The following is a 25262-nucleotide window of genomic DNA, read 5'->3' on the forward strand; positions in this document are numbered from 1 at the left end:
CGAGGTGCCGGACTTTGTCCAGGGCGGTGCTGATGATCGACGCCGAGCGTGAGGACAGCTCTCCGGAGGCGAGGGCGTCGGCGAGGGCTTCGCGGCGGGCCGGGACGTCCTGCCCGGTCATCCCGGTGTGGGAGAGGGCGTCGGTAGCGAGGGCGAGCCTGCGCCGGGCTTCACCGATACCGATCCGCAACCGGGCCCGAAGGAACTCTGCCGTGTTCCGGTACCCATCATCCACGACGCTGGCAGGAGCTGTGACCTTCGAATCCGGGACGTGTTCGGTCCAGCCGGTCCGCCATTCCGGTGCTGCCGCCGTGGACCCCTGACCGGCCTGTTGTGCTTGCCTCCGGGACCGTTCCACCGCCCGTGCAGCAACAACTTGCAAGTACTCCACGTTTCGGGAGATCTCCTCGACCCTGCCCGCGAAATCAGCCGCCTCAACAAACCCCAACAACCGCACCTCATCGGCCGCTATTGATCGCAGCGCATCAGTTGCGGCAGCACCCTCAAGGAGCACGGCCTCCAGGACCGCCGCACCGGCCGCCGCGGACTCCGCGGACAACCCGGCCGCTGGTTCTTCTGTCAGGGTGGATTCCCCGCGCCCGGACGACTGCTTGTGCAGCAACCCGGGTACTGGTTCTTCTGTCAGGGTGGATTCCCCGCGCCCGGACGACTGCTTGTGCAGCAAACCAGGCACCGGTTCTTCTGCCGGGGTGGATTCCCCGCGCCCGGACGACTGCTTGAGCAACAACTGGGGCGCTTCTTCCGGCCCCGGTTCCCCAAGCCCATGCAACGATTCGAATCCAAGAAGCAGCCCAGCGTTCCAAGAGGGATCAGCGGCGGGTCCTGCCGCCGTCGGGGGTTTGCGCGCCGATGGCCGGGAAAGCATGTCCGAGGAAACGGGGGAGACAATTCCAGGCACCTCACTGGCGCCGGGGGAACCGTCCCGCTGCGCCACGACCTGCCCAATGCCTTCCATAACCCAACCCTGTCACGAAGGCTTCACCACCATCAGACCCAATCGACGCTATGTGGAAAACCCCACCGCCGCTCACACCAGAGGTCCTCGTTTGGTAGCCGATCGCGGAAAACCTGGTGATCAGATGCCTATAGGGTCGGCAGCGAAAGGGCAGGTTCAGGTCGGTGGACGCCCCGGGGCCGATATCCGAGCGTTCCAGCGCAGCCAAGAAGGTCGGCCAGGTACCAGATGATTGCCAGCCACATCTCCGTTCCCTGCAGCGTGGGGACGTTCCCGTCTCCGGTTGAGGGTTCAGCACTAAAGGCCATCCCCTCGCCGGGCACCCACCGTTCAAGTGCCTGCCCGAGCTGAGTCCGTGCCCAATTCCGGGCATCCTCCCGGCGGTGCGTGGTCTGCTTGAGCGCCAGCCACAGTGGGTGCACCACGTCCAGGACGTTGCAGGCGTTCTGCCGGCCGGGGGAGAAGTATCGTGGGTCCGCGGCATGCTCCAGAACAGTGTCTACCAGCCGCTCAACGTGAGGAATCGGTACGCCGAATTGGGCGAAGGTGCCGCGCGTCAGTCGATAGTAACCGTTGACTACCTCCAATCGATTGTCGTCCGTTGGGGTGACCCATGTTCCCGAGGCGGAACTGACCCTCGTCAGCAACCAACCGAAGAGAGCCTCGAGGGAACCCGTGGCATTGGGATGGGATTGCGCGAGGTTCCAATGCGCAGCCGTCCCCCATGCGTCCACCCAAGCACCGGATCCCCATGCTTCGTTACGCCACGGGAGAGTATCCAGGGAAGACGTTACCGCTGCCGGATCCATGTCAGCTATGGCGTGGATCGGATGTTCGAAGCGACTTCCGATGAGGTCCAGGGCATAACCGACAGAAAGCACATGGTAGGTGGCAGGACCGGCGCCGAAGGTGATTGTTGAATCCCCGTAGACGTCGGACCCGAACTCTGGAACCAGGCCCGTGACGGGATCTTGGAGCTTCCGGAGCCGCGCCATGTGTTCGTCCCGTGACAGTTGCGGAGGGACAGAACCCAGCAGCAAGTCCGCGATTTCAATCGCGTCGCAATGGGCCCTGACGGTCGGCTCAGCACCTGGCTGGTCGCGGTAAGCGCCGCCTGCTTCAGAGGTCCAACTCCGCCCAAGAAGGGCTGATGCATCGGCGCGTGCAGCGTTGGCGAAGGCAGCCAGCTCAGCCATCAAGGCGTCGTCGGACGGCGCCTCAACAGCCGTAGCCGGGATTGTTGCCTCTCGCCGGTCCCTGATCCGGCGCGCAGGGTTTCCACCCACAATCGACCATTCCGGCACATCCTTGGTTACAACCGCTCCTGCGGCCAGCACTGCGTGCGAGCCCACAGTAACGCCGTCAAGAACCACAACATTCGAACCGATCCAGACATCGTCCCCTATGGTGATGCCCTTACTCGTGAGTGGCTGCTTAAACACAGGCTCGGAAGCATCCATGGAGTGGTTGAAACCGAGGATGGCCGTGTGGGCACCGATCCGCACGCCGTCGCCCATGGTGACGTTGCCTCTGACTACGCTGAAAGCATTGACGGTGCAATCATCGCCCAGGGTGATGGCGCCTGTGATGTAAGCGTAGGCCGCGATGAAAGAATCAGCACCGATGGAGAGCGTGTCGGGATCCACGTTCGCCAAGGGAGACAGGAAGGCCCGCTCGCCAATTTTAGCTCCAGCACGTTTAACCAAACGTTTGTGGTGGGCGTCCTGCGCCTGGCGTTCAGCTTCCGAAGCAGAACTCCAGAAGGTCCACGGTGAGTAGTCATAGTTGAGGCCGTGCTGAGGATTCATGTTGATGTCTCCATGGTGGGGCGAAGCTGGAAAGCGCTTCCCCCATTATTCGCGGCTACAGGAGGGCGGTCAATGCGGCGTCGGTAAACGATCAGCCTCGATCCCTCCGGATGTCCACACTTCTTGTCAGTGACCCATTCACTTCTAGTGAATGTCCCGGACAAGCCCCGAGTTATCAGTGCCAGTGAGAGCCGTCGCTGCCCAGCTTGCCAGCAATTTCAAAGCGTCGTCCGTGCCGGTGCCGGGCTCGGCGTTGTAAACCGTCAAGGTCATGCCGGCGTCGGCCGACAATTCTAGGGCTTCGTACAGCAAGTGAAGGTCGCCCACTATTCGGTGGCGGAAATGCTTTTTCCCGGAGTAGTGCTGGCGGACATTGTGCGATGCCCAGCGGACCCGGAACTCCTCGCTGCGGGTGGAAAGCTCGCCCACCAAGTCGCTGAGGCCGCGGTCGTAGGGATCCTTGCCGGCTTCGGTCCGCATAATTGCCACGGTGTCGTTTGCGGCACGTTCCCAATCCGTGTAGAAATCGTGGCTGCGAGGGTCCAGGAACAGGAATCGTGCATGGTTTGGTGGTCCGGAGGGGCTGTCGTAAATGTCGGCATACAAAGCCCGGCCCAGGGCGTTCGTTGCCAAGAGGTCCAAGCGACCGTTGCGGATGAAAGCGGGCGAGCCGCTAATCGCATCCAAGGTGAGTTGTACGCCCGGCCGGATGGCCTGCTTCCGGACCGGTCGACGGCGGGACTTGCCGCCGTCGCTCGCCGCCCGGGCGAGATCGTAGAGGTGGGCTCGTTCGGCGTCGTCGAGTTGGAGTGCGTTCGCCAGGGATTCCAGCACGCTCTCCGAGACCCCCGCGAGGTTTCCCCGCTCAAGTCGGGTGTAGTACTCCACGCTTACGCCGGCCAGCATGGCCACCTCGCCGCGACGTAGGCCCGGTACACGGCGGTTGCCGCCATAGACGGTCAGACCCGCTTGCTCGGGCGCGATCTTCGCCCTCCGGGTGGAGAGGAAGTCGCGCGTCTCGGTCCGATTGTCCATGCTTCAACGGTAAATCCTTTGGCCCGCTGAGGGAGTCCCTGTCATTACCCCTAACAGCAGTGACTCCTTCCTCTCAGGGAATCAGGGTTAGATAGAGATATCCAACAAAGTGAACCACGCAGGAGAAACATGCCTACCGCTAACGCTTACGCTGCCCCCTCGGCCACGGGCGACCTGACCCTGACCACCATTGAACGTCGCGAGGTCGGCCCCAACGACGTCCACATCGACATCAAGTTTGCGGGTATCTGCCACTCTGACATCCACACGGTCCGCGGTGACTGGGGCCCGCAGCAGTACCCTCTGGCCCCTGGTCACGAAATCGCCGGAATTGTCACCGCGGTCGGCTCGGACGTCACCAAGCACAAGGTGGGCGACCGTGTTGGCGTCGGCTGCATGGTGAACTCCTGCAAGGAGTGCAAGAACTGCCTGGCCGGAGAGGAACAGTATTGCCTCAAGGGCAATGTGGGCACCTACGGTGCTGTTGACCGTGACGGCACCATCACCCAGGGCGGCTACTCCAGCAACGTCGTGGTGAATGAAGACTTCGTGGTCACCATTCCGGAAGGTCTGGACCTTGACGTCGCCGCTCCGCTGTTGTGCGCCGGCATCACCACCTACTCGCCCCTGCACCACTGGGGTGCCGGCCCCGGTAAGAAGGTTGCCGTGGTGGGTCTTGGTGGACTCGGCCACATGGCAGTGAAGATTGCCGACGCCATGGGTGCTGAGGTCACCGTGCTGTCGCAGTCGCTGAAGAAGATGGAAGACGGCTTGAAGCTCGGCGCCGACCACTACTACGCCACCAGCGATCCCTCCACGTTCGAGGAACTTGCGGGCACCTTCGACCTCATCATCAACACCGTGAGCGCCTCCATCGACATCAGCGCGTACCTGCAGTTGCTGACTCTCGACGGCACGTTGGTCAACGTTGGCGCACCGGCCGAACCCCTGCCCGTCAACGTTTTCTCGCTGATCACGGGTCGTCGACGCTTTGCCGGTTCCGCAATCGGTGGTATCCGCGAAACTCAGGAAATGTTGAACTTCTGCGCGGAGCACGGCCTCGGCGCAGAGATCGAGGTCATCCCGGCCAGCAAGATCAACGACGCTTACGAGCGCGTCCTTGCCTCGGACGTCCGCTACCGCTTTGTCATTGACGCCTCCACTATCGGCTAGAGTCGCTGCACCATAAAGGTGCCGCACCATAGAGGCGCCGCACCATGAGAAAGGCCATGCCCCTTGACGGGCATGGCCTTTCCGGTTCCCGCAGCAGGGACAATGGTCTGGTGACTTTCAGACTGGACACCATCGGCACGGGGCTGGCTTTTGCTAAGTCCCTCGCTGACCTCACGGCGGCCCTGACAATCCAGGCCGACGCCGGCGCTCTCCGTGGGCGAAAGGCGGCGTTTGGGGGAGCGGTAATGGTTGGAGGCATCGCCGTGGTTCAGGCACCTCCGGGCACAGGTAAAACCACCCTGGTCCCGCCGTTGCTCGCCAATCTCGTGTCCGAACAGAACCCTGGCCAGCCACGCGTTGTCGTGACCCAACCGCGCCGTGTGGCAGCCCGCTCAGCCGCACGCCGCCTGGCCTCGTTGGACGGAAGCCGCCTCGGTGACAGAGTGGGCTACACAGTCCGGGGTGAAAGCAAGGTCAGCAAAGACACCGTGGTGGAATTCGTCACGCCTGGCATTCTCCTGCGGCGGCTTCTGGCTGACCCCGGACTTGAGGACGTGCACGCCGTGGTCCTGGACGAAGTCCACGAACGCGGCCTGGAAACGGACCTCCTGGTAGGTATGCTCGCGGAGGTCCGGGAGCTGCGCGGTGACCTGACCCTGGTGGCGATGTCGGCAACTCTCGACGCACCGCGCTTTGCAGGACTATTGGGAGCGGGCGGGGACCCCGACGGCGGTGTGCCGGCTCCGGTGGTCGACTGCCCTTCAGCGCTGTACCCGATGGAAGTCCAGTGGGTTCCGGCCCGGGAACATCGTTTGGATACCAGGGGAGTGTCCCGGAGTTTCCTCGATCATGTGGCCAACACAGCAGCGGCTGCCTACTCGGCTGCCCTGAGCCGGAATCCCGCGGCGGACGCCCTGGTTTTCCTTCCGGGAGCCCGGGAAGTTTCCGACGTCGCCACCCGTCTTCGCAGGCAGCTGCCCCACAACGTGGAAGTTCTCGAGTTGCATGGCCAGATCGGTCCGGAAGCCCAGGACCGGGCGGTATCTGGCCGAGGACCCGGCGGATCACCGCGGATCATCGTGTCTACATCCTTGGCGGAATCCTCCCTCACGGTGCCCGGCGTGCGTTTGGTCATTGACTCGGGGCTTTCACGGGAACCGCGCCGGGATGCCGGCCGCGGCATGTCCGGACTCCTGACCGTTTCCTGTTCCCGTGCCTCGGCCGATCAGCGGGCCGGCCGTGCAGCGCGACAGGGCCCAGGAACGGTGGTTCGCTGCTACGACCAACAGGCCTATGGCGCAGCTCCGGCACATCAGACCCCTGAAATCTCTGTTGCAGACCTCACCGGCGCGGCGCTGATTCTTGCGTGCTGGGGTGCGCCGGGCGGTTCGGGGTTGAAGCTCCCGGACGCGGCGCCTGCCGTCGCCATGACCGACGCCGTGGAGGTTCTGCGTGAACTAGGCGCCGTAGGACAGGACGGAACGGTCACCGCCATGGGTAAGACTTTGGCCCGCATCCCTGCGGACCCCCGGCTTGCCCGCGCCTTGTTGGACGGGGCCGCGGTGGTGGGGCGCCGCACGGCCGCTGAGACGGTGGCACTCGTGGCAGGTGACCACAGAGCACCCGCTGCCGACCTAACAAAGCTGCTTACTGCGCTGCGTTCGGGATCAGACCCCGGCTCCCGTCGTTTCGCCGAGGACGTCAGGCGGATGCAGTCGTTGGCAGAGAAGGAAATGCGGTCAGGGGACGGGGCTGCCGGGGTCGGGTCTCCCCAACCGGCCGCCGATGTCACGGCAAGGGAAGCACCCGGCTTTGTGGTGGCGCTGGCTTTCCCGGACCGCATAGCCAGGCGCGTACCCGGTGATGGGTCCACCACGTACTTGCTGTCGTCCGGGACGCGGGCCGGGCTACCCGCGGGGAGTTCACTGTCCGGGCATGATTGGCTTGCTGTGGCCGAGGTGTCACGCGCCCAGGGGCGCGATGCCGCCGGAACCGGCGCCGTGGTCCGTTCTGCCGCGCCATTGTCAGCCGAACTGGCCGTAGAAGCTGCGCCGGGCCTTCTTACGGAGAAAGTGCAGGCAAAGTTCGATCAAGGTCGGGTGATGGCCAGGCTGGAACGCAGTCTGGGTGCCATCGTGTTGTCCTCCACCCCCGTTCGCCCCAGCGCGGAATCGGGGCGGCACGCAGTGTCCAGAGCGTTGGAAAAGTCGGGATTGTCCATGATCGGCTGGTCAACGGCAGCTGATTCCCTACGCCGGCGCCTTGCCATGGTGCACCGTGAAATCGGGAGTCCGTGGCCTGACGTCCGTGAGGCTGCCCTGCTATCCACACTTGATGAGTGGCTGGGCCCGGAGATGGAATCGATGGCAACCGGGACACCCGTCAGCGCCATAAACCTTGTTGACCCCCTCAGGCGCCTGCTCCCATGGCCGGAGGCCGCTCGGCTCGACGACCTCGTCCCGGAGCGTCTGATGGTGCCAAGTGGTTCGCGTATCCGGATCGACTATCCCGAAGTTCCGGACAGTACGCCTCGCGGCGGAGCGAATCACGTTGGTGCGGATCACGACGGCGGCCGTCCGGTGGTGGCGGTCAAGCTTCAGGAATGTTTCGGTTGGGACAGCACGCCGCGCCTCGTGGACGGCAGAGTTCCAGTCTTGTTTCACCTGCTATCCCCGGCAGGAAGGCCGTTGGCCGTCACGGACGATCTCGCGTCGTTCTGGTCCGGTCCTTACTCCCAGGTTCGGGCCGAGATGCGTGGGCGCTACCCCAGGCATCCCTGGCCCGAAGACCCGTGGACTGCGCCGGCTACGGCTAAGACGAAGAACAGGATGTAGCCCAACGCGTGCTTCGGGAGCCTCCGTCGGGGGCCTCCGGAGCACACTCCAGGAAACGCTAAGCGAGCCGCTCCAGCATGAACTGAATCTCGCCGTCCACGAACGTTCCCAGAACGCTGCTTGCCGCAAATTCATCCGGGGCAGTGGTCAGTGGATCGAGTTCAAAGGCGGTGAAGTCTGCCCGCTTGCCCACCGTAATGGATCCCGATACGTCCCACAGCCCTGCAGCTTTGGCCGCGTGGGAGGTGTATCCCTCCAACGCCTGAATCGCGGTGAGGGCTTGGGATGGTGCGATGGGTTGCTGGTCCGGATGTCCCGATCGCCGGCGCAGTTGGGCGTCCGCGATGATCGGGAGCGGGTCGAAGGGTGCGATCGGCCAGTCAGAGCCGATGCCCAGCGTCACCCCGGCATCACGAAGGTCCCTGCAGCGCCAGGCCCTGCCCGCCCGCTCAGTGCCAAGGCGCGTGGACCAATTGTCGCTGTGATCGGCCATGGAGTAATGGGTGCAATGGGTCGGCTGCATGCTCGCCACTACTCCTGCACCACGGAAACGCTCCACCAGCTCATCCGGCACAGTTTCTATGTGCTCAATCCTGTGAACAGTTCTGCGCAGAACATCACCAGGGACCACATGGCGCAGGGATTCGATGGCCTCCAACACGTGATCAACCCCGGCATCTCCGATTGCGTGCGTGGCAGTCGGAATACCGCGGGAAGCAAAATAGCGGACGGCCGCGGAGTATTCTTCGGGACGCGGCCAGAACGGCGCAGTGGACTGTCCTTGAACATCAGGTTCATAGAGCCAGGCCGTCCCGTTGTCCACGGTCCCATCGACGAACAGCTTTATGGCTTCAATGGACCAGCGGCGTCCGCCTGTACCGATACTGCGGGCCAACTCCTTCCAGCTGCCCTCGCCGCTGCCCGGCATGCACCACGGCGCGGCCCGGAGCCTCAGTGGGAGATCACCATCGGCCTCCAACGCGTGGAAGAGCTCGGCAGATTCAGCGCTGTGGTCCATGATGTGACCGCCGGTCAGCCCCGAACGGGCGAAGTCTCTCAAGAGCTCGCCTAGCCGCGCTTTGCGCTGGGCGAAGGACTCTTGCGGGATATGGCGCTGGACCAACTCCATCGCAGCGGCTTCGAGCAATAATCCGGTGGGCACACCGTCTGCGTCGCAGACCACCTCAGAGGCCTGGTCGAAGTCATAGCTGCCATGGATTCCGGCCAGTTCCAGGGCTCGGCTGTTTGCCAGCGCTGAATGTCCGTCGAACAAGCGGATGAACGCGGGCTGCTCGCCTGAAACCCTGTCCAGCACACTTCGGTGCAGCTGAACTGAGCCGAAAGCGTTCGGGTTCAGTCCCCATCCACGCAACCAGCCGCCGTCGTGTCCTGCTTCTGCCCGCAATACGGTGAGGACGTCTTTTAGGGTCGCGGCACCGTTGAGGTCAGCGCCTACCGTCAGGTCCAAGCCGAACACCGGGTGAATATGGCAATCCACCAATCCCGGCGTGAGTGTCGCGTTGCCAAGGTCCACCACTTGGGTGTCCGTTTGCTGCCACTGGCCGGCATCCTGGCGACTACCGACGGCGGCAATCAACCCGTCGCTGATGGCAACGGCCTGGACTGGCTGGCCAGGGTGTAGCTCGTCCATGGTGTGAATGGTGTCGGCAAGGATGATGAGGTCAGGAGTCATGGGTTTCGAAGCTTCCGATCCGGGCGAAGACGTGGGGGCGGGTGGTGCGCAGTCTGCGGGCAATCAGCAGGCCTGCAAGGAAAACAGCGGGGGCGACCATCAGCAGGATGGTGTTGGTCAGGGCGTCGGCGAAGGTGAGGAGCTCGATGTTGATGGCTATCAACGCCACAACACCGAACAGTAGGACGGCCGAGGCCACGCTCAAAGGAATGAGTATGCGGTTGGTGGCTGCGGCCGGGTTGCGCCGAAGGTAGATGATCGCTGCTACAGCGACCAGTCCCTGCAGAGCCACAATCCCGAAGATACCCGGCGTGTTGACCCAGATCAGCAGTTGCTTGTACGGGTCGGCACCGGCGATGGCGCAGACGATAATGACGACGGCGGCCAGGATGGTCTGCATCTGACCGGCACGGTGCGGGGACTTGTACTTGGGGTGGGTCCTGCCGAGGAACGCGGGGAGCACGCCGTCATTGGCGAGCATGTACACGTAGCGGTTGATGGCGTTGTGGAACGCAAGCTGGGAGGCATAAACGCTGGTCACAATCAGCACATACATGACTACTTCGGCCCAAGGACCCACGTACTGGTTGATGGTGGCAAAGAACATGCCGTCGGCTAGCTCGCCGGCAGCAACAACCACGTTTCCATCGCCGTAGGCCTGGATAACGGTCCACACAATGAAGGCGTAGAACACGGACATAAAACCCACCGCGATGTAGGTTGCCCTGGGTACGGACTTGTCCGGATTCCGGGCCTCGCGCCGGTACAGCACGGTGGACTCGAAGCCCATGAAGGCAGCAAAGCAGATGGCCAGGATGGCAAGAACACCTGGAGTGAAGGCGTTTTCAGGGGAGAAGGAGGAGAAACTGATGCCTTGGGCGCCGCCGCGTGCCAGGATTCCGAAGCCCATGATGGCCAGGATCGCGGTTTCGGCGATGAGCAGGACGCCGAGTACCTTGGCGCCGACGTCGATCCCGCGGTAGCCGAGGAACCAGACCGCCGCGATGGCCGCCAGTGCAACTACGGGCCAGGGAACATCCAGGCCGAAGAGGGCGCGAAGCATGCCTTGGGTTTGGACGGCGAACAATCCGTACACGCCGATTTGTAGGCAGTTGTAGGAAACGATCGCCAGGATGGCTGAGGCCAGCCCTACCGTCTTGCCCATGGCCAAGGTGATGTAGGTGTAGAAACCACCGGCTGCTTTGACGTGCTTGTTCATGGCCATGAAGGAGATCGCGAAAACCAGCAGGACTGCTCCGGCAATGATGTAGCCCATGGGGGCGCCTATGCCCCCGACGCCAATGGCGAGAGGGGCAACGCCGGCCATCACTGTCAGGGGAGCCGCTGCGGAGATCACCAGGAAGGCAATACCGCCGGTGCCTATGGCATTTCTTTTGAGCCCGTTGCCGGCATCTGCTGCCGGAGGTCGGGTTTCGAGGTCGGACATGGGGATCCTCTGGGTGTTTGGGGAGGGAAGATTCAAAGGTGAGCCAGACATAAAGCGAAAGGCTTTCGTTTATGGTAGGTCCTTGTGACCGGCGGCACAATACTTCGACGCAAAGTTCTGGCTAGAGTCGTAACAACAACCTTGAATGGAGACACACGTATGGCACGCCCGCTGGTCCCGCTGATATCCATCGACGCCCTCGTCACCGCTGCCTTGGAGCTGGTGGATGAGGCAGGGGACTTCAGCCTCCCGAAACTGGCCAAACGGATCGGGGTCAGCCAGTCCTCCATCTACAACCACGTCAGCGGCCGGGAGGAGATCCTTGAGCTCATGCGGGGCCGGATCATCGCGGAAAGCCCGTACGTCCTGGAGGATGAGCAGGATTGGGAGGCTTCGCTTCGCGCCATCGTCCGGAGCTATCGTGATGCCTTCGCCCGCCATCCAAAACTCGCGCCGCTGCTGGTACTCCAGACGGTGCAAGATGCCCAGGTCATGGCCCTCTACGAGAACCTGGCTGTGGCCCTCGAAGCCGCAGGGTTCCGGGGCCGGGACGTGATGTCCGCAATTTCCACCATTGACAGCTTCGCCCTGGGCTTCGCTTTGGACTTGGCGGCACCGGACGTCGTCTGGGCACCACCCGCACAGGGGTACCCCGCCCTCACCAATGCCTTGGCCCAAGCCGGACCTGCGGACGAGCGAGGCGAGGCCGCCTTCGAGTTCGGCCTGGAGATCCTCATCGCCGGACTGCATTCCCGTCTTCAGTCGACGGTGCTGTGAGTGAACCTCCTTCAAACCTGGTGGGACGCCGTGGTCCGCGGCTTCACCGACACCCACACCACAGCGGTGCCCTTGCCAGCCCTGCTGGTCATACTCGCGTGCGCCGTCGTTCTGAGCATCCCGCGCGTCACCTGGCGCTGGTTCGGACTCTACGTCACCTTTGTCCACGAGCTGGGCCATGCCTACGCCGCGCTCATGACGGGCCGCTTTGTCCATGGGCTCCGGATCGGACTGGACCATTCGGGCCGCCTTGTCAGCAGCGGCCGGAGCGCTTTCGGGGCAGCGTGGTCCGGATTCTGGGGCTACCCTGCACCCGCCGTGGTTGGTTTGTGCCTGATTGCCGCCTTCGCCGCCGGCCGCTCCGGAGCCGCCATGTCCATTGGGGCCTTGATCCTGCTGGTCTCGCTGATCTTCCTGAGGAACCTCACCGGGATCCTCGTAGCGGTGTTGAGCGCCGCGATTGCCCAACTCATGATCCTGTTCGCCACACCCACAACCGTCAACTACGTTGTACTGGCTCTCGGCATTGCCCTTTCCGTAGGCGGCGTCAGGGACCTGTTCAAACTTGCCGGTGTGCACACCCGTCGCCGCGACCGACTGGCGGCATCGGACGCCTTCATCCTGGGCCGCAGCACTGGAGTCCCGGCGTTCGTCTGGTTGACCGGGTTCGCGGTGGTGATCACCGGATGCTCCCTCGCGTCCGCCTGGTTGCTGTGGGGGATGCTCACCGTTTAGCCGGTGGTTGACCGTAGTGGGAAGCCGACGGCGGTTGTTCGGCTTTGGTTGCTGGCAGGCCTTGCCCTGTGGGCGCTTAGGGTGTCCAATCCTCTATAAGGTTCGAACTGGAGGTGTTCGGACTCCGTGCCGGGATTCAACACCAGGAGGTGCCCATGTCCGCGAAGGGCACGCGCGAAACAACCAAGGGTCCCGGAGCCGGCACCCCGGATACCAGGCGAGGCGACAACGGCACTGTCTTGGCGGCGAGTGATCCAGCGAAAGTCCGGAACGTGGCCCTTGTGGGGCATTCGGGTGCGGGCAAGACGACACTGGTGGAGGCGTTGCTGGCGGCAACTGGAGCCATCACCAGGATGGGCTCCATCAGCGAAGGAACCACCGTCAGTGACTCCGACCCCTCAGCGATTCATCAGCAACGGTCAGTCACGTTATCCGTAGCCCCGATTATGGTCGACGACATCAAGGTCAATCTGGTCGACACACCCGGCTACACCGACTTCACCGGCGAACTTCGCGCAGGTTTGAGGGCCGCCGACGCGGCCCTTTTTGTTGTTTCGGCTGTTGATGGCATTGACGGTGCCACTGTGGCGTTGTGGGGCGAGTGCGAGAAGATCCGGATGCCGCGTGCGGTGGTAGTCAGCAAACTGGACCATCCGCGCGCCGACTTCAGTGCCGCCGTCGTGCGTTGCCAGGAAGCGTTCGGTGAGTCGGTCCTCCCGCTGTATCTCCCGACTGCGGGCCACGCCGGACTCATCGGAGTCCTCCACGGCACTCTTCACGGCACTGGGGGCCAGGATCTGATGCCCACCGCGAACGTGGAAGCAGCCAGGGGACCTTTGATCGAAGGAATCATCGCTGAGAGCGAAGACGAAACCCTCATGGACCGGTACCTTGGCGGCGAAGAACTGCCGCTCGTGGACCTGATCGCCGACCTTGAAACGGCTGTCGCGCGGGGCAGTTTCTTTCCCGTCATGCCGACGTCGGCCGAAACCGGTCTTGGCCTCCCGGAACTCATGGCCCTGTTGACCGATGCTTTGCCATCGCCCTTGGAGCGCATCACCCCCGCGGTGATGAAACTCGACGGTTCTTCGTTGAAGCCTCTGGAATGCAACCCCGCCGGGCGCCTCGCCGCTGAAGTAGTAAGGACCACTGTAGATCCGTTCCTCGGCCGGGTGTGTTTGGTCAGGGTCTTTTCGGGGACTCTGAGGGAGGATTCGTCAATCCACATCGGCGGACGGGGCCTGGCAGACAGGGGCCATGAGGACCACGACGCCGACGAACGCATCACGCATCTCTACTCGCCTGTGGGTTCGAGCCTCAAAGCGGTTCCACAGTGCATTGCCGGCGACATCTGCGCCATCAGCAAGCTGGCCAGCGCCGAAACAGGGGACACTGTCTCCAGCCGTGAGGCACCGCTGCTAATCGAGACCTGGAACATGCCCGAGCCTTTGATGCCTGTAGCTATTGAAGGGGCCTCACGCAGTGATGAGGACGCGCTTGCCAAAAGCATCGGGAAGGTGGCGGCCGCCGATCCGACGCTGCGATTGGAACGCAACCAGGACACGCACCAGCTGATCCTGTGGTGCATGGGGGAGGCCCACGCAGAGGTGGTCCTGGACAGGCTGCGTGGTCAAGGCGTTAAACTCCAGACCGTGGACGTGATCACTCCACTCAGGGAAACCTTTGCCAGCAAGGCCGCCGGACACGGGCGGCATGTAAAGCAATCAGGTGGCCACGGGCAGTTCGCCATTTGCGACATCGAGGTGGAGCCCCTGGCCCGCGGCGGGGGCTTTGAATTCGCTGACAAAATCGTTGGCGGTGCAATCCCCGCTACGTTTGTCGCGTCAGTGGAAAAGGGCGTCCGCTCGCAAATGCTTAAGGGTGTGTCAGCGGGATTCCCCGTGGTGGACATCAAGGTGACGCTGGTGGGCGGAAAAACGCACAGCGTTGACTCGTCCGACGCAGCTTTCCAGGCTGCCGGTGCGCTGGCGCTACGGGAAGCTGCGGCAGCTGCCAAAATCCAGTTGCTGGAACCCGTATCCTCCGTTGTCATCAGCGTTCCGGATGACTACGTGGGTGCGGTGATGAGTGATCTGTCCGGACGCCGGGGCAGGGTCACCGGCACCACCGCCGCAGACGGAGAGGGAACCGAAATCAGCGCCGAGGTCCCGGACCAGGAGCTCCTGCGATACGCCATTGAACTCCGCGCCCTCACAGCAGGAACGGGGCGTTTCCGCCGGTCCTTCCTTCGCCACGAGCCCCTTCCGAAGCAGGTTTAAGCGTTTGTCCGCAGGAAGGCAGCAACTGCCGGCGCCAAGGACGCCCCCACCTCGGCCGCGCCACGCTTCATACCCTTGACCGCAAACGAATGGTCGCCGCCGTCGACCCACTGAAGTGTCGCCGTCGGGCCGATTTTTTCTACTACCTGCTCCAGTAGTTCCGGCGTCGCGAACGTATCGCGGGTGCCTTGGAGGAAAAGCATCGGCACCGTGACGCCGTAGAGGTGTTCGTCCCTAAGCTTTTCAGGCTTTCCGGGGGCGTGGAGAGGGTAGCCGAGGTACACCAGACCCCCTGCGGGCATCCCGTCAGCCACAGCCATGGATGCCATGCGTCCACCGAACGATTTACCGGCCGCCCAGAGGGGCTGTCCTTGGCCGAGCTCAGCCGCTTTGTCCATCACAGCCCGCCATGTAGCGATGGCTAGAGGAGGGCGATCCGGAAAACGCCGGCCGGCCTCACGGTAGGGAAAGTTGAAGCGCAACGTCGCCACCCCTTCCTCGCCCATCGCCTCAGCGAAACCCTGCAGGAACGGATGTTCCATTCCTGCTCCCGCGCCGTGCGCCACTACCAGGGTGGCGAACGCCTGCGTGGGCCGGATGTGAAGGGCAGAGACTTCGGTTTCTCCCACAGCGACGCTCAAGGATGTTTCAGTATTTGGCATGCAACCATCATGTCCCATCCCGACAAAACGCACTCAGGTGCAGACGCGCAGGGCACAAACGGGGTAGCTTGTGGCCATGGCGAGCGAAGCAACCACCGTTACTGTCCCTGGTCCCGAGGGCCCGCGCGAGGTCAGGATCTCCAGTCCAAGCAGGGTGATGTGGCCTGAGGCCGGTCTGACCAAACTGGACCTTGCCACATACCTCATCGACGTCGGCGAGGCTTTCGTCTTGGCTAACGGGAACCGGCCCATCAGCCTCCAGCGTTACTCGGGCAACATCGAGGGCGATATGTTCTTTTCCAAGAATCCCCCCAAGGGTGCCCCGGAGTATGTCCGTTCCGTGACGGTGACGTACCCCAGCGCGCGTTCGCATCCCCAGTTGGTGATCGACGAGCCGGCGGCTGCAGTGTGGGCCGCGCAAATGAATACTGTGGTGTTCCACCCCTGGGCGTCCCGGGCCAACGATCCTGACAATCCGGATCAGCTCAGGATCGATCTGGATCCCCAACCCGGCACGGACTTCGACGACGCCATCCCGGCGGCTCTGGAACTACGCACCGTTCTGGAAGAAGCCGGACTGACGGCTTTCATCAAGACCTCCGGAAACCGTGGTCTGCACGTGTACGCGCCCATCCATCCGAAGCATGAATTCCTGGATGTCCGCCATGCCGTGATCGCTGCTGGACGTGAGTTGGAGCGCCGCATGCCGGAGAAGGTCACCACTGCCTGGTGGAAAGAGGAGCGCGGTACGAGGATTTTCGTGGACTTCAACCAGGCCAACAGGGATCGCACCATTGCCGGGGCGTACAGCCCACGTGCCGTCCCCACGGCCCAGGTGTCCTGCCCGTTGACCTGGGACGAACTGGAGAATGCCGATCCCGCGAAGTACACCATTAAGACGGTCCCGGACCGCCTGGCGAAGGTGGGCGACCCCTGGGCGTCCATGCACGATCACCCCGGTGACATCGATGTTCTACTGAAGTGGTGGGAGCGCGACGTCAAAAACGGTCAGGGGGAAATGCCCTTCCCGCCGGAATTCCCCAAGATGCCTGGCGAGCCCATGCGCGTACAGCCAAGCCGGGCACGCAAGCCGGAAGAGTAGGCCGGAAGGGTAGGCCGGAAAAATTGCACCGGGAGAGCGTGTGCCGAGACGACCAGGCATAAGTATCCCTGCCACTGCCCGAGCGTGCAGCTTGTCCCTCAGTAGCTTGTCCCTCAGTAGCTTGTCCCTGAGCCGTCCATTTCCGAGCGGCTTGCTCTTGAGCTTGTTTGTGGGCTGTATGTTTCTTGGCGGGTGCACCGACGGCCCTGAGCCACGTCCGCTCCCGCCCTCCACCGCTGCAGCACTCCCGTCAACGCCGACGCCAACAACGCCGAATCCAACAACGCAACCGGCAGTGTCAGGCTCTCCTTCCGTTCCTACCCTCGAGCCTGCGCCGGCGCCCACGAACAGCGTCGCAGTCACCCCGGCGTTCCAAGAGCTTCGCGCCGCCCTTGAACTGTTCTCGCGGGAGAAGCTGGATGAAGGTGCGTCAGCTGTCCTCATCAAGGCACGGGTCGGCCAGCAAGAGTGGACTCACGCACAAGGAGTCCTCAGCCGGGAGGGGCGGGCTGCTGTCCAGCCGGGTCACCGTTTCCCTGTGGGCGAGCAGTTCCGGACCCTGGTGGCTTTGTCAGTCATGAAGCTTGTGGAGGAGGGCCGGCTCGGATTAGAGGTCCCCGTTTCGACGTATCTTCCCGGATCCCTCGCTGTGGATGGTCCGGTGACAATCCGGCAGCTCCTCGGAGACGCCGGCGACGTGCCGGCTGCGACAGGGCCGGATGCAGACGCTGTGCTCGGTCAGGTGGTGGAGCGGCTCAGAGGCGCGCCGCTGAGTGGCGTGCTCCGCACGGACGTCCTGGCGCCCTTGAACCTTCTTTCCACGGAGCTGCTGGATGCTGATGCAGCAATCCCCGGTGACCTCATCCATGGATACGTCCAGTTGGAGGGAGAAACCGTGGACGTTACCGGCACCGGAATCCCAGACGGGATCGCCAACGGCGGCCTGGTGTCCACCGTTGAGGACATGTCCACGTTCTACGCTGCCCTGCTGAGGGGCCATTTACTATCCCCGGTAGGCCTTATCGCCATGAAGGGGACGGTGTTTGACGACTATGGCCTTGGCCTGGATCACTGGGATGACCGTTGCACCAACGGCTCCTACTACGGCCACGCCGGCGACGTTCCGGGGTATGGAAGCATTGCCATGAGCAGCGCGGACGGCAACCGCCAACTGTTCATTTTCATGGCCTACCCACCCCAGGAGTTGTCCACACAGCCCTCAGCCTTGGCACTGGAAATGACCGGCGTCGCCCAGGTGGCCCTGAATGCGGGATGCCGCTTCCAGTTCCGGTGAGTGGCCAACTCCGGTGAACGGCGAACAGGAGTCCAGTGACCTTTATTCGAAGCGCGAGGGATCGCCCGTCCCGTAGCGGATAACCTCGGCCACGCCGCTGGAGAAGTCGATCACGGTGGTGGGTTCCGAGCCGGTGTCGCCGGCATCAATGACGCCATCCACCTGATTGTCCAGGCGTTCCTTAATCTCCCAGCCCTGGGTCAATGGTTCTTCCTCGTCCGGCAGCAGAAGGGTGCTGGAGAGCAGTGGTTCGCCCAGCTCGGCCAAGAGTGCCTGGACCACCCGGTGATCAGGGATGCGCACACCCACGGTCTTCTTCTTGGGGTGCAGGAGGCGTTTGGGAACTTCGCGGGTGGCGGGGAGGATAAACGTATAGCTGCCGGGGGTGACAGCCTTGATGCTCCTGAAGATGTCGTTGTCCAACATCACGAACTGCCCCATCTGTGCAAAGTCCTTGCACACCAGGGTGAAGTGGTGTTTATCATCCAGATGCCTGATGGATCTGATGCGGTCCAGGGCTTCCCTGTTGCCGATCTGTGCGCCAAGCGCATAACAGGAGTCGGTAGGGTAGGCGATCAGGCCGCCACCTTGGAGCATGTTCACCACTTGGCCGATGGCGCGTGGTTGGGGATCTTCCGGGTGCACATCAAAGAATCTGGCCATGTGAAGAGCCTACGACAAAGCTATGACAAGACGTCCTTGTTGGAGAATTTTGCGTAAGCCAGCGCGCCGCACACCGCGATGTACCCGGTTTGGAGGAGGGCGTTCTCACCGAACGATGTCCAGGAGATCGGCTGGCGCAGAAGATCTGCAAAGCCAAGCCAGTGGTGGCTGAACAGCCACGGATGCAGCCACTCGAGCTGTGGCAGGTTATCCAGCACCTGGGACACCACGGAGAGCACAATGGTGGCAGCCATGGCGCCCACCGGCACGTCCGTGAAGGTTGAGATCAATAGGCCTATAGCTGAGAGTCCCAGCAGGGAAACCGTGATGTAGGCGGCGATCAGCAAAGATCTCAACGCCGACTCGCCAACGCTGATGGTATCCCCGGACAGCAAAGTCACCGGACCCACAGGAAAAAGCACGACGCCGGCCAGGGCGCCGGCCGCAGCTACGGTGGCGGTAGCGGCGCAACAGAAAGCGACGGCCCCGGCATACTTCACCAGCAAGAGTCGTATCCGCCCTGCGGGAGCGATCAGCAGGTACCGCAGGGTTCCAAGGTTCGCCTCCCCGGCGATGGTATCCCCGGCTACCACCCCAACCGTGAGCGGCAGGAACAGAGGGACACACACTACCAACGCCGTGACGGCGACGAAGAGGCCGTTCTGGGTGATGCGGTCCAGGAAGAGCGGCCCGCGGCCAGGAGCGGTGGGCTGCGACGATAACTTGACGGCCACGGCGATCAAGATGGGCACGGCAGCGAGGGCGATCAACATGGCCCATGTGCGGAGCCGACGGAAGAGCACGGACAACTCCGAGCCCAGGAGCGCCCATCCCATTCCCGGACGTACGCCACCACCGCGGGACAGGCCAGTGGTTTCAGCCGACAACGTCGAACCCCTCTCCGGTCAGGGACACGAACCGCTCTTCCAAACTCGCGTTCTCCACTGCAAAGCCACGGATGCGGACGCCGTCGGCAACCAACGCTGACACTACCGCCTCGGGTTCACGGCCATTGATCCCGGTCGCATACACCGCAGTGGTTCCCCGGCTACCCACAACTCCCGGGGCTTCGCCGGGAACCAGGCCAAGGCGTGCCAACACCCGGGACGCGACGTCGACGTCGGGCGTCTGCACCACAACGCGGGCCTGTCCGGCGGACCGGAGCTCCTCAATCCGCCCCTGGGCCACAAGGCGACCAGCACTCATCACACCCACATGGGTACACATATGCTCCACCTCGGCGAGCAGGTGGCTGGAAACGAACACGGTGGTCCCGCCAGCAGCGAGGGAGCGAACCAGATTGCGGACTTCACGGGTGCCCTGGGGGTCCAGGCCGTTGGTTGGTTCGTCCAGAACCAGGAGCTCCCGCGGCCTGAGCATCGCGTTGGCCAAACCAAGGCGCTGCTTCATGCCCAGCGAGTAGGCGCGGACCTTTTTTCCCGCCGCATGGCTGAGTCCAACCCGGTCAAGGGCATCCTTGACGCGCCGACTTCTGGTCGATGACGACGCATGGGGGTCGGCGGCATCCAGACGCGTCAGATTCCCCGTACCCGAAAGGAAAGGGTAGAAGCCCGGCCCCTCCACCAAAGCGCCAACGCCCGGGAGTACAGAAGCCAAACCTTGGGGCATCTCCTTGCCAAGAACGCGGATGTCCCCGCTGGTTGCCGAAGCAAGGCCGAGCAGCACCCTGATAGTGGTGGTCTTCCCCGAACCATTGGGCCCAAGAAAGCCGAACACCGAGCCACGGGGCACAGCAAGGTCAATTCCGTCGACGGCAGACCGGCGCCCGAAGCGCTTCACTAAGGCGTGCGTTTCGATAACAAGATCAGATGAGCGGACGGGATTCGCATGCCCACTTCCATCAACATTGGCGGCTTCCCGGGGTTCGTTCACTGGGCGGCAGCCGCCGTCTGGAGCCGTTCCAAAGGCACCATGCCGGCAAAGACGCGGCCGTCGTCGAGAACCAACACGCTCACCAGTGACGTCGTCAACGCCCGGCCACCGTCAACAGGAAGCAGCGCTTGGGACAATTGGGGATTGGACGTGAACTCAGCAGGAGCAGAACCCGCGGGCAAGGCGATCACGGAATCCCAGCCTTGACCCATGACCTGCTCCCGATGAGCCGGTGCCTTCAACGAAAGGTCGTGTAGCGGCTCTGACGGAAGGGTCATGGTGGGCACGGGCCTGGCCGGAAGTACCTTCTCAGTGATTGTCGCTCCCTGCGGCGGGGTGAAGTCAAACAACGCGGCATCCGGCGTGGAAAGGTCCAGTTGGGTGTATGCCAGTGAATAGGCAGGTTCGGCCTGGCCCTTGGCCCGCACCTCGACACCCAGGGGCAGGCCGGTTTCGGAGTCGACGTCGATGCTCACCGAATCAACCAGTGTTTCGGAACTGCGCGGGTTGAGGACCAAGGAATAAACGCTTCGACCAGCAACCGATGCCGCCTCACCAACGGTGACCTCAGTGCTGGCATCAAGGGAAGCAAGGAAACGTCCGGCCATGGCCTCGGGCGTCGGAATCGCCTGCGCGGGCCTGTCTGGAGTGGGCCTAGTGGGCAGGGTGTCCTTCAGTTCAGCAAGGGACGGCGCCGGCACTGTCAGATGTGTGGCGCTGTTGTCCTTCGAGTTGTAGAACCAGAGCTCGCGGCCATTGAGGACAACGTCGCGTTCAGCCATGCGGTCAAGAATCTGCAACCGCGCCTTCAGGGGGCCATCCACGTAGACTCTGGCTGTGTGCGAACCAGCCAGGAATTCCACGGCGGAGGCAGCACCCGGCACAGTGCCCGAACCGGACGAAGGCAGCTCCGGCAGTCCCAGTTCGGCGTTCTGCTCCATAGTGCCGGACAAAGCCCGCACCTCAGTGCGCGCGATCATAGCAAGGATTTCTTCAGCGCTCTTGGGCGGAAGGGAAACGCTGGCGCCCGCTTGGACAGAGCCGAACACCACGGCAATCGCCAAGGCAAGGGGAATCAGGAGAGCTGACAGCCACCGCTGCCGGGCCCGCGCCATTATTACCAACCACCGCTCGTGAGAGGCATGAGTCCAGACTACTCCGCTTGGCTGCAGTGATCACCTGCCCGGCAGGACGTAACTGGATCAGTTCTGAAGGAGTTGCCTGGCCAGTTCCACCGCACCGTGAACCGGAGGCTGCGCCAGAATCCGGATCGAGGACGGGTCCTCCAGGGAAACCTTGCGCGCCACGGCCCCGGCCAGCTGACTTTGATTCACCAACAGAGCACCAGCCATGACCAACGGCAGATCCAATCCCAACTCGCCCAGAACCTGGCGGGCATGCGTTGCCAGCGAATGCGCGGCCTCAGCCTGGATCCTCAACGCCGCCGGGTCACCCTCAGCTGCCAAATCCAAAACAAGCGGCGCCAAACCCGCCCAATGGTCAGGTTCGGGTTTGGCGTAGAACGAGTCCATGAGCTGCAACGCGTCCGCGCTCGCCGTCGCCGCCATCACGGCTCTGACCAATGTGCCTGGTTCCAGACCTGCGTAGTACTCCCGCAAAGCCTCGCGGACGGCGTCGCGCACCACGGAGTAGCCGCCACCCTCATCGCCCAGCAGATACCCATAGCCTCCGCTGCGGGCTTCCCGCCCGTCACGGTTCCGACCCCATGCAACGGAGCCGGTGCCCGCAACCACTACAGCTCCGACGTCGAGCCCTGCTGCTGCAAGGACTATGCGGGTGTCGTGCACAACCTCGATCCTGGCGCCCGGGAAATGCTCCGTGAGCAGGGCGGACAGGACAGCACGGCTAGCCGGGGTATCTGCTCCGGCGGCTCCGGCACAGACGGCCTCGATCCCGCCGCCCACCTTTGCAGCAATGCGGCGCAGCACCGCGTCAGCCCCCTGGTGGCCCACCGAGGACAGGTTGGCGCTGGCCTCGGTGATTTCGACGCCGGTGCCGCTGCGGGCGTCGATGTCGCCTTGCGCTGCGTCAGAGCGAACGGCGTGCGTCTTAGAGCCGCCGATGTGAAGGCCCAGCACAGCCGGAGTCACAGGGTTCCCGCCGATTCACTGCTCTTTCGCTGAAAATCCTTCAACTGACGGCCCTTCGTTTCGAGTGCTGACTACTGGACAAACATAAACCCGGGGATTGCCAGTTCACCGGATCTGGTGGGTTCAGACCGACAGCTCAACAATGGCGACGGGGTCAACGGTGGCGACGCGGTCTCCATTGGCAATCGGGTCTACATTGACAATTAGATCTACATTGGCATAGACCAATGGCGTTGTCCATAAGTAGGATCTCCACTATGTCCAGCAATGTCCCACAGTCAGCTCCCAAGTACTACCTCCTGAAGACCGAGGTATTAGGGCTTATAGCGGGTCAACGTCCGGGCACACTCATTCCCACCGAGCGCGCCTTGGCGGAAAAGTACGCAACTTCCCGGACCACGGTCAGGCAGGCGATCAGCGAACTGGTGGCCGAGGGAAAGCTGGGCCGCATCCAAGGGCACGGCACGTTCGTGGCGCCTCCAAAAGTGACCCATGTCCGGCAGCTGACTTCCTTCTCCGACGACGCCCGCACCCAAGGTCTGCGGCCTGACTCCAAGTTGCTCGCCCTGGACGTTCTGGGCTCTGATGCGGAGGTCTCAGCACATTTGGGGATTGACCAAGGCAAGCCCGTCACCCGGCTCGAGCGTATCCGCCTGATTGAGGGGGAACCGCTGGCGCATGAGGTTGCTTGGCTTCCAGCAAAGCTGCCCCGGTTCAAGTCCCAGCTGGCCAAGGCGGGATCGCTGTATGCTGCCCTGGCCGACGTTTACGGGATTCGGATAGCCGACGTCGAGGACACAGTGGAGACAGCACTCGCCGGCCCTGCTGAGGTCAGGCTGCTGGGAATAGAGATGGGGGCACCTTTGCTGCTGGTACACCGCCTTGCCCGGGATGCAGTCGGCGCGCCGGTGGAATGGACCCGGAGCGCATTCCGCGGCGACAGGTTCCGGTTCGTTTCCCGCGTTAGGTCAGGTAACTAAGGTGGCCAACTCGTCCTCGGGTGAGTCCGTCATCCGCCGTGTGGTCCGCTTGGTCGGAGCATTCGACGACGCCCACCGCACCATGAGCGTCGCTGCGTTGGCCCGGCGCTCCGGCTTACCCGTGACAACCACGTATCGCCTGGTGGACGAGCTCTTGAGTGAGGGCCTGCTGGAACGGGAAGCCAATGCCGAGGTTCGGCTCGGCACCCGCTTGTGGGAGCTGGTGTCCAGGAGCTCCCGCATGGTCGGCCTCCGCGAAGCTGCCCTGCCGTTCATGGAGGACGTCCAATCGGTGGTTCAGCACTCCACCACGTTGGGGATCCTGGATTCCGATGAGGTCCTCTACATTGAGCGCATCGGCTCCCGTGATTCCATGGTGGACATCACCAAGGTTGCCGGCCGCCTGCCGGTCCATGGAACGTCCTCGGGGCTGGTGTTGCTGGCCTATTCTCCACCTGCCTACCAGGACTTGTTTCTGGCCCGGACGCTGGAGAAGTTCACTGACGTGACGCTCACCGATCCCGCTGAACTACGGCGACACCTCGCCGGCATCCGTCAACGCGGGTTCGCTTCCATGCCCGGCATTATTGTCCCTGAGTCCAGTGGAATCGCGGTCCCGGTGGTTGGTCGGGCAAATACCGTGGTGGCTGCGCTGAGTGTTGTGGTTCCCAGGAACGAGGAAAACACGGCAGCCCGCGTGCCTGTTCTGATGACGGCAGCACGCGGAATCTCCCGAGCGCTGGGATGGCGCGGAGAACTCAAAGGTGCCCTCCGCCAAAGCAATGGAAGTCTCTGATTCCCGTTCATCGGTAACCCTGTGGCTTCACTCACAGGGCCGCTGGCAATGTGGAACCAAGCAGGGCATCTCGCCCGGGCACCACACTTAAAGGCCCTTGTGGGTTCATTCCGTGCTGCCCTGCGTCCAACTGAGGTTTCAGCAGCCGCAATGCAGCGGCAGGAGGAGTTGTGGTGGAAACAGCAACACAGGCAGGTAATCCGTCCAAGGACGGGCGGGTGGCCGGCAAGATTGTCGTAGTCACGGGCGGTAGGGGAGACCTAGGCGGCGCAACGGCCAGGTTGCTTGCCGATCACGGAGCCACGGTGGCCAGCTTGGACCGTGCAGGAACTGCAGTTGCAGGCGTACATGCCGGCATCACCGAGTACGACGTCGATGTCACCGATGAAGCCAGCGTGGTCGAAGCAATCCACCGCGTCTCTGCGGATCACGGCAGTCCCGACGTCTTGGTCAATGCTGCAGGAATCATCGGTCCGGCCGGAGCCAGCCACACAGCAACACTGGACGATTTCGACCTCATCTTCGATGTCAACGTCAAGGGCGTGTGGCTCATGACCAAGCACATCGTTCCGGGGATGATCCTCAAACAGTCAGGCAGCATCATCAATTTTTCCTCAATCCATGGACTGACCGGTGGGCGCAACGTGCCTCTTTACCACGCCACCAAGGGTGCTGTGCGGCTCCTCAGCAAGTCTGATGCGGCGGCTTACGGCGCACACGGCATTAGGGTCAACTCGGTCCACCCCGGGTCAATGAATACCCGGATGAGCCGCCGCTCGGCAGAGCAATCGGACATCGGCGCGGAGGCCTACTACAAGCAGCTGGTGGGCGGAAACCCGCTTCCCCGGCAGGGCGAACCGGACGAGATCGCGTACGGGGTCCTTTACCTGGCCTCCGATGAGTCCCGGTTCACCACTGGTTCAGAGCTTGTCATCGACGGCGGATACACGGCGGTTTGAGCAGTATCGCTGACAAACACCGCGGGCATAACACCGCGTCATCAA

Annotated in this window: 20 protein-coding genes and 1 pseudogene; 10 read left to right on the plus strand and 11 right to left on the minus strand. The window is 63.0% G+C overall.

The window, feature by feature from the left end; all coding sequences use genetic code 11:
• From MOD31_RS06785 to MOD31_RS06795, 3 genes and pseudogenes are all read right to left on the minus strand, one after another.
• Positions 1-976: pseudogene (locus tag MOD31_RS06785) on the minus strand (hypothetical protein); the annotation flags it as partial.
• Between the two features lie 128 nt (positions 977-1104).
• Entirely contained in the window at positions 1105-2784 is a 1680-nt protein-coding gene (locus tag MOD31_RS06790; RefSeq protein WP_250820166.1) for a DapH/DapD/GlmU-related protein, read from the minus strand.
• 144 nt (positions 2785-2928) lie between these two features.
• The gene (locus MOD31_RS06795; protein WP_250820167.1) at positions 2929-3819 is read right to left on the minus strand and encodes a helix-turn-helix transcriptional regulator; all 891 of its coding nucleotides are present in this window, start codon (positions 3817-3819) and stop codon (positions 2929-2931) included.
• Positions 3820-3948: 129 nt separating this feature from the next.
• Here MOD31_RS06795 and MOD31_RS06800 point away from each other — a divergent pair, with 129 nt between their 5' ends.
• Complete coding sequence (locus MOD31_RS06800; RefSeq protein ID WP_166840833.1) at positions 3949-4992, plus strand: NAD(P)-dependent alcohol dehydrogenase; 1044 nt, start codon at positions 3949-3951, stop codon at positions 4990-4992.
• A gap of 56 nt (positions 4993-5048) precedes the next feature.
• Positions 5049-7826: an ATP-dependent helicase HrpB gene (gene hrpB / locus MOD31_RS06805; RefSeq protein WP_284705304.1), complete on the plus strand. Its 2778-nt coding sequence runs from the start codon at positions 5049-5051 to the stop codon at positions 7824-7826.
• 58 nt (positions 7827-7884) lie between these two features.
• On the opposite strand, the gene MOD31_RS06810 is transcribed toward hrpB, so the two are convergent.
• Entirely contained in the window at positions 7885-9519 is a 1635-nt protein-coding gene (locus MOD31_RS06810; protein ID WP_250820169.1) for an amidohydrolase, read from the minus strand.
• A complete protein-coding gene (locus MOD31_RS06815) occupies positions 9509-10966 on the minus strand; it encodes an APC family permease (protein WP_250820170.1) in 1458 nt (485 codons plus the stop codon). The genes MOD31_RS06810 and MOD31_RS06815 overlap by 11 nt, the downstream gene beginning before the upstream one ends.
• 159 nt (positions 10967-11125) lie before the next feature.
• Between MOD31_RS06815 and MOD31_RS06820 the strand changes: the two genes are divergently transcribed.
• The 3 genes from MOD31_RS06820 to MOD31_RS06830 all read left to right on the plus strand — a co-directional run bounded on the left by MOD31_RS06820 (position 11126) and on the right by MOD31_RS06830 (position 14757).
• On the plus strand, positions 11126-11743 hold the full coding sequence (locus MOD31_RS06820) for a TetR/AcrR family transcriptional regulator C-terminal domain-containing protein (protein ID WP_166840827.1): 618 nt from the start codon (positions 11126-11128) through the stop codon (positions 11741-11743).
• Complete coding sequence (locus MOD31_RS06825; protein WP_166840825.1) at positions 11744-12478, plus strand: M50 family metallopeptidase; 735 nt, start codon at positions 11744-11746, stop codon at positions 12476-12478.
• 155 nt (positions 12479-12633) lie between these two features.
• A complete protein-coding gene (locus tag MOD31_RS06830) occupies positions 12634-14757 on the plus strand; it encodes an elongation factor G-like protein EF-G2 (protein WP_250820171.1) in 2124 nt (707 codons plus the stop codon).
• Here the strand turns inward: MOD31_RS06830 and MOD31_RS06835 are convergent.
• Positions 14754-15419 (minus strand): alpha/beta family hydrolase, encoded by a 666-nt coding sequence (locus MOD31_RS06835; RefSeq protein ID WP_142939286.1) that lies wholly within the window; start codon positions 15417-15419, stop codon positions 14754-14756. The two genes, MOD31_RS06830 and MOD31_RS06835, sit on opposite strands and share 4 nt — an antisense overlap.
• Positions 15420-15495: 76 nt before the next feature.
• Here MOD31_RS06835 and ligD point away from each other — a divergent pair, with 76 nt between their 5' ends.
• A complete protein-coding gene (ligD, locus tag MOD31_RS06840; RefSeq protein WP_142939285.1) occupies positions 15496-16521 on the plus strand; it encodes a non-homologous end-joining DNA ligase in 1026 nt (341 codons plus the stop codon).
• Positions 16522-16816: 295 nt separating this feature from the next.
• The gene (locus tag MOD31_RS06845; RefSeq protein WP_250820172.1) at positions 16817-17815 is read left to right on the plus strand and encodes a serine hydrolase domain-containing protein; all 999 of its coding nucleotides are present in this window, start codon (positions 16817-16819) and stop codon (positions 17813-17815) included.
• A 42-nt stretch (positions 17816-17857) separates the two neighbouring features.
• Here MOD31_RS06845 and MOD31_RS06850 read toward each other — a convergent pair whose 3' ends face one another.
• From MOD31_RS06850 to MOD31_RS06870, 5 genes are all read right to left on the minus strand, one after another.
• Positions 17858-18478: an L-threonylcarbamoyladenylate synthase gene (locus tag MOD31_RS06850; RefSeq protein WP_142939283.1), complete on the minus strand. Its 621-nt coding sequence runs from the start codon at positions 18476-18478 to the stop codon at positions 17858-17860.
• 20 nt (positions 18479-18498) lie between these two features.
• Positions 18499-19314 carry an ABC transporter permease gene (locus MOD31_RS06855; protein ID WP_223942632.1) on the minus strand — a complete coding sequence of 272 codons (816 nt, stop codon included), beginning with the start codon at positions 19312-19314 and terminating at the stop codon, positions 18499-18501.
• 40 nt (positions 19315-19354) lie between these two features.
• Positions 19355-20371: an ABC transporter ATP-binding protein gene (locus tag MOD31_RS06860; RefSeq protein WP_223942559.1), complete on the minus strand. Its 1017-nt coding sequence runs from the start codon at positions 20369-20371 to the stop codon at positions 19355-19357.
• Positions 20368-21486 carry a DUF2092 domain-containing protein gene (locus MOD31_RS06865; RefSeq protein WP_250820173.1) on the minus strand — a complete coding sequence of 373 codons (1119 nt, stop codon included), beginning with the start codon at positions 21484-21486 and terminating at the stop codon, positions 20368-20370. Before MOD31_RS06865 ends, MOD31_RS06860 begins: the two co-directional genes overlap by 4 nt.
• 87 nt (positions 21487-21573) lie before the next feature.
• Positions 21574-22482, minus strand: coding sequence for an N-acetylglucosamine kinase (locus tag MOD31_RS06870; RefSeq protein ID WP_142939280.1), 909 nt, complete (start codon positions 22480-22482; stop codon positions 21574-21576).
• 257 nt (positions 22483-22739) lie between these two features.
• Here MOD31_RS06870 and MOD31_RS06875 point away from each other — a divergent pair, with 257 nt between their 5' ends.
• From MOD31_RS06875 to MOD31_RS06885, 3 genes are all read left to right on the plus strand, one after another.
• Positions 22740-23462, plus strand: a complete 723-nt coding sequence (locus MOD31_RS06875; protein ID WP_250820174.1) for a GntR family transcriptional regulator — start codon at positions 22740-22742, stop codon at positions 23460-23462.
• A 1-nt stretch (position 23463) separates the two neighbouring features.
• Positions 23464-24258, plus strand: coding sequence for an IclR family transcriptional regulator (locus tag MOD31_RS06880; RefSeq protein ID WP_142939278.1), 795 nt, complete (start codon positions 23464-23466; stop codon positions 24256-24258).
• Between the two features lie 173 nt (positions 24259-24431).
• The gene (locus MOD31_RS06885; protein WP_250820175.1) at positions 24432-25217 is read left to right on the plus strand and encodes an SDR family oxidoreductase; all 786 of its coding nucleotides are present in this window, start codon (positions 24432-24434) and stop codon (positions 25215-25217) included.
• Positions 25218-25262: the final 45 nt, after the last annotated feature.

This window comes from Paenarthrobacter sp. TYUT067 (genome assembly GCF_023656375.1).
In the GTDB taxonomy this organism is placed as follows: domain Bacteria; phylum Actinomycetota; class Actinomycetes; order Actinomycetales; family Micrococcaceae; genus Arthrobacter.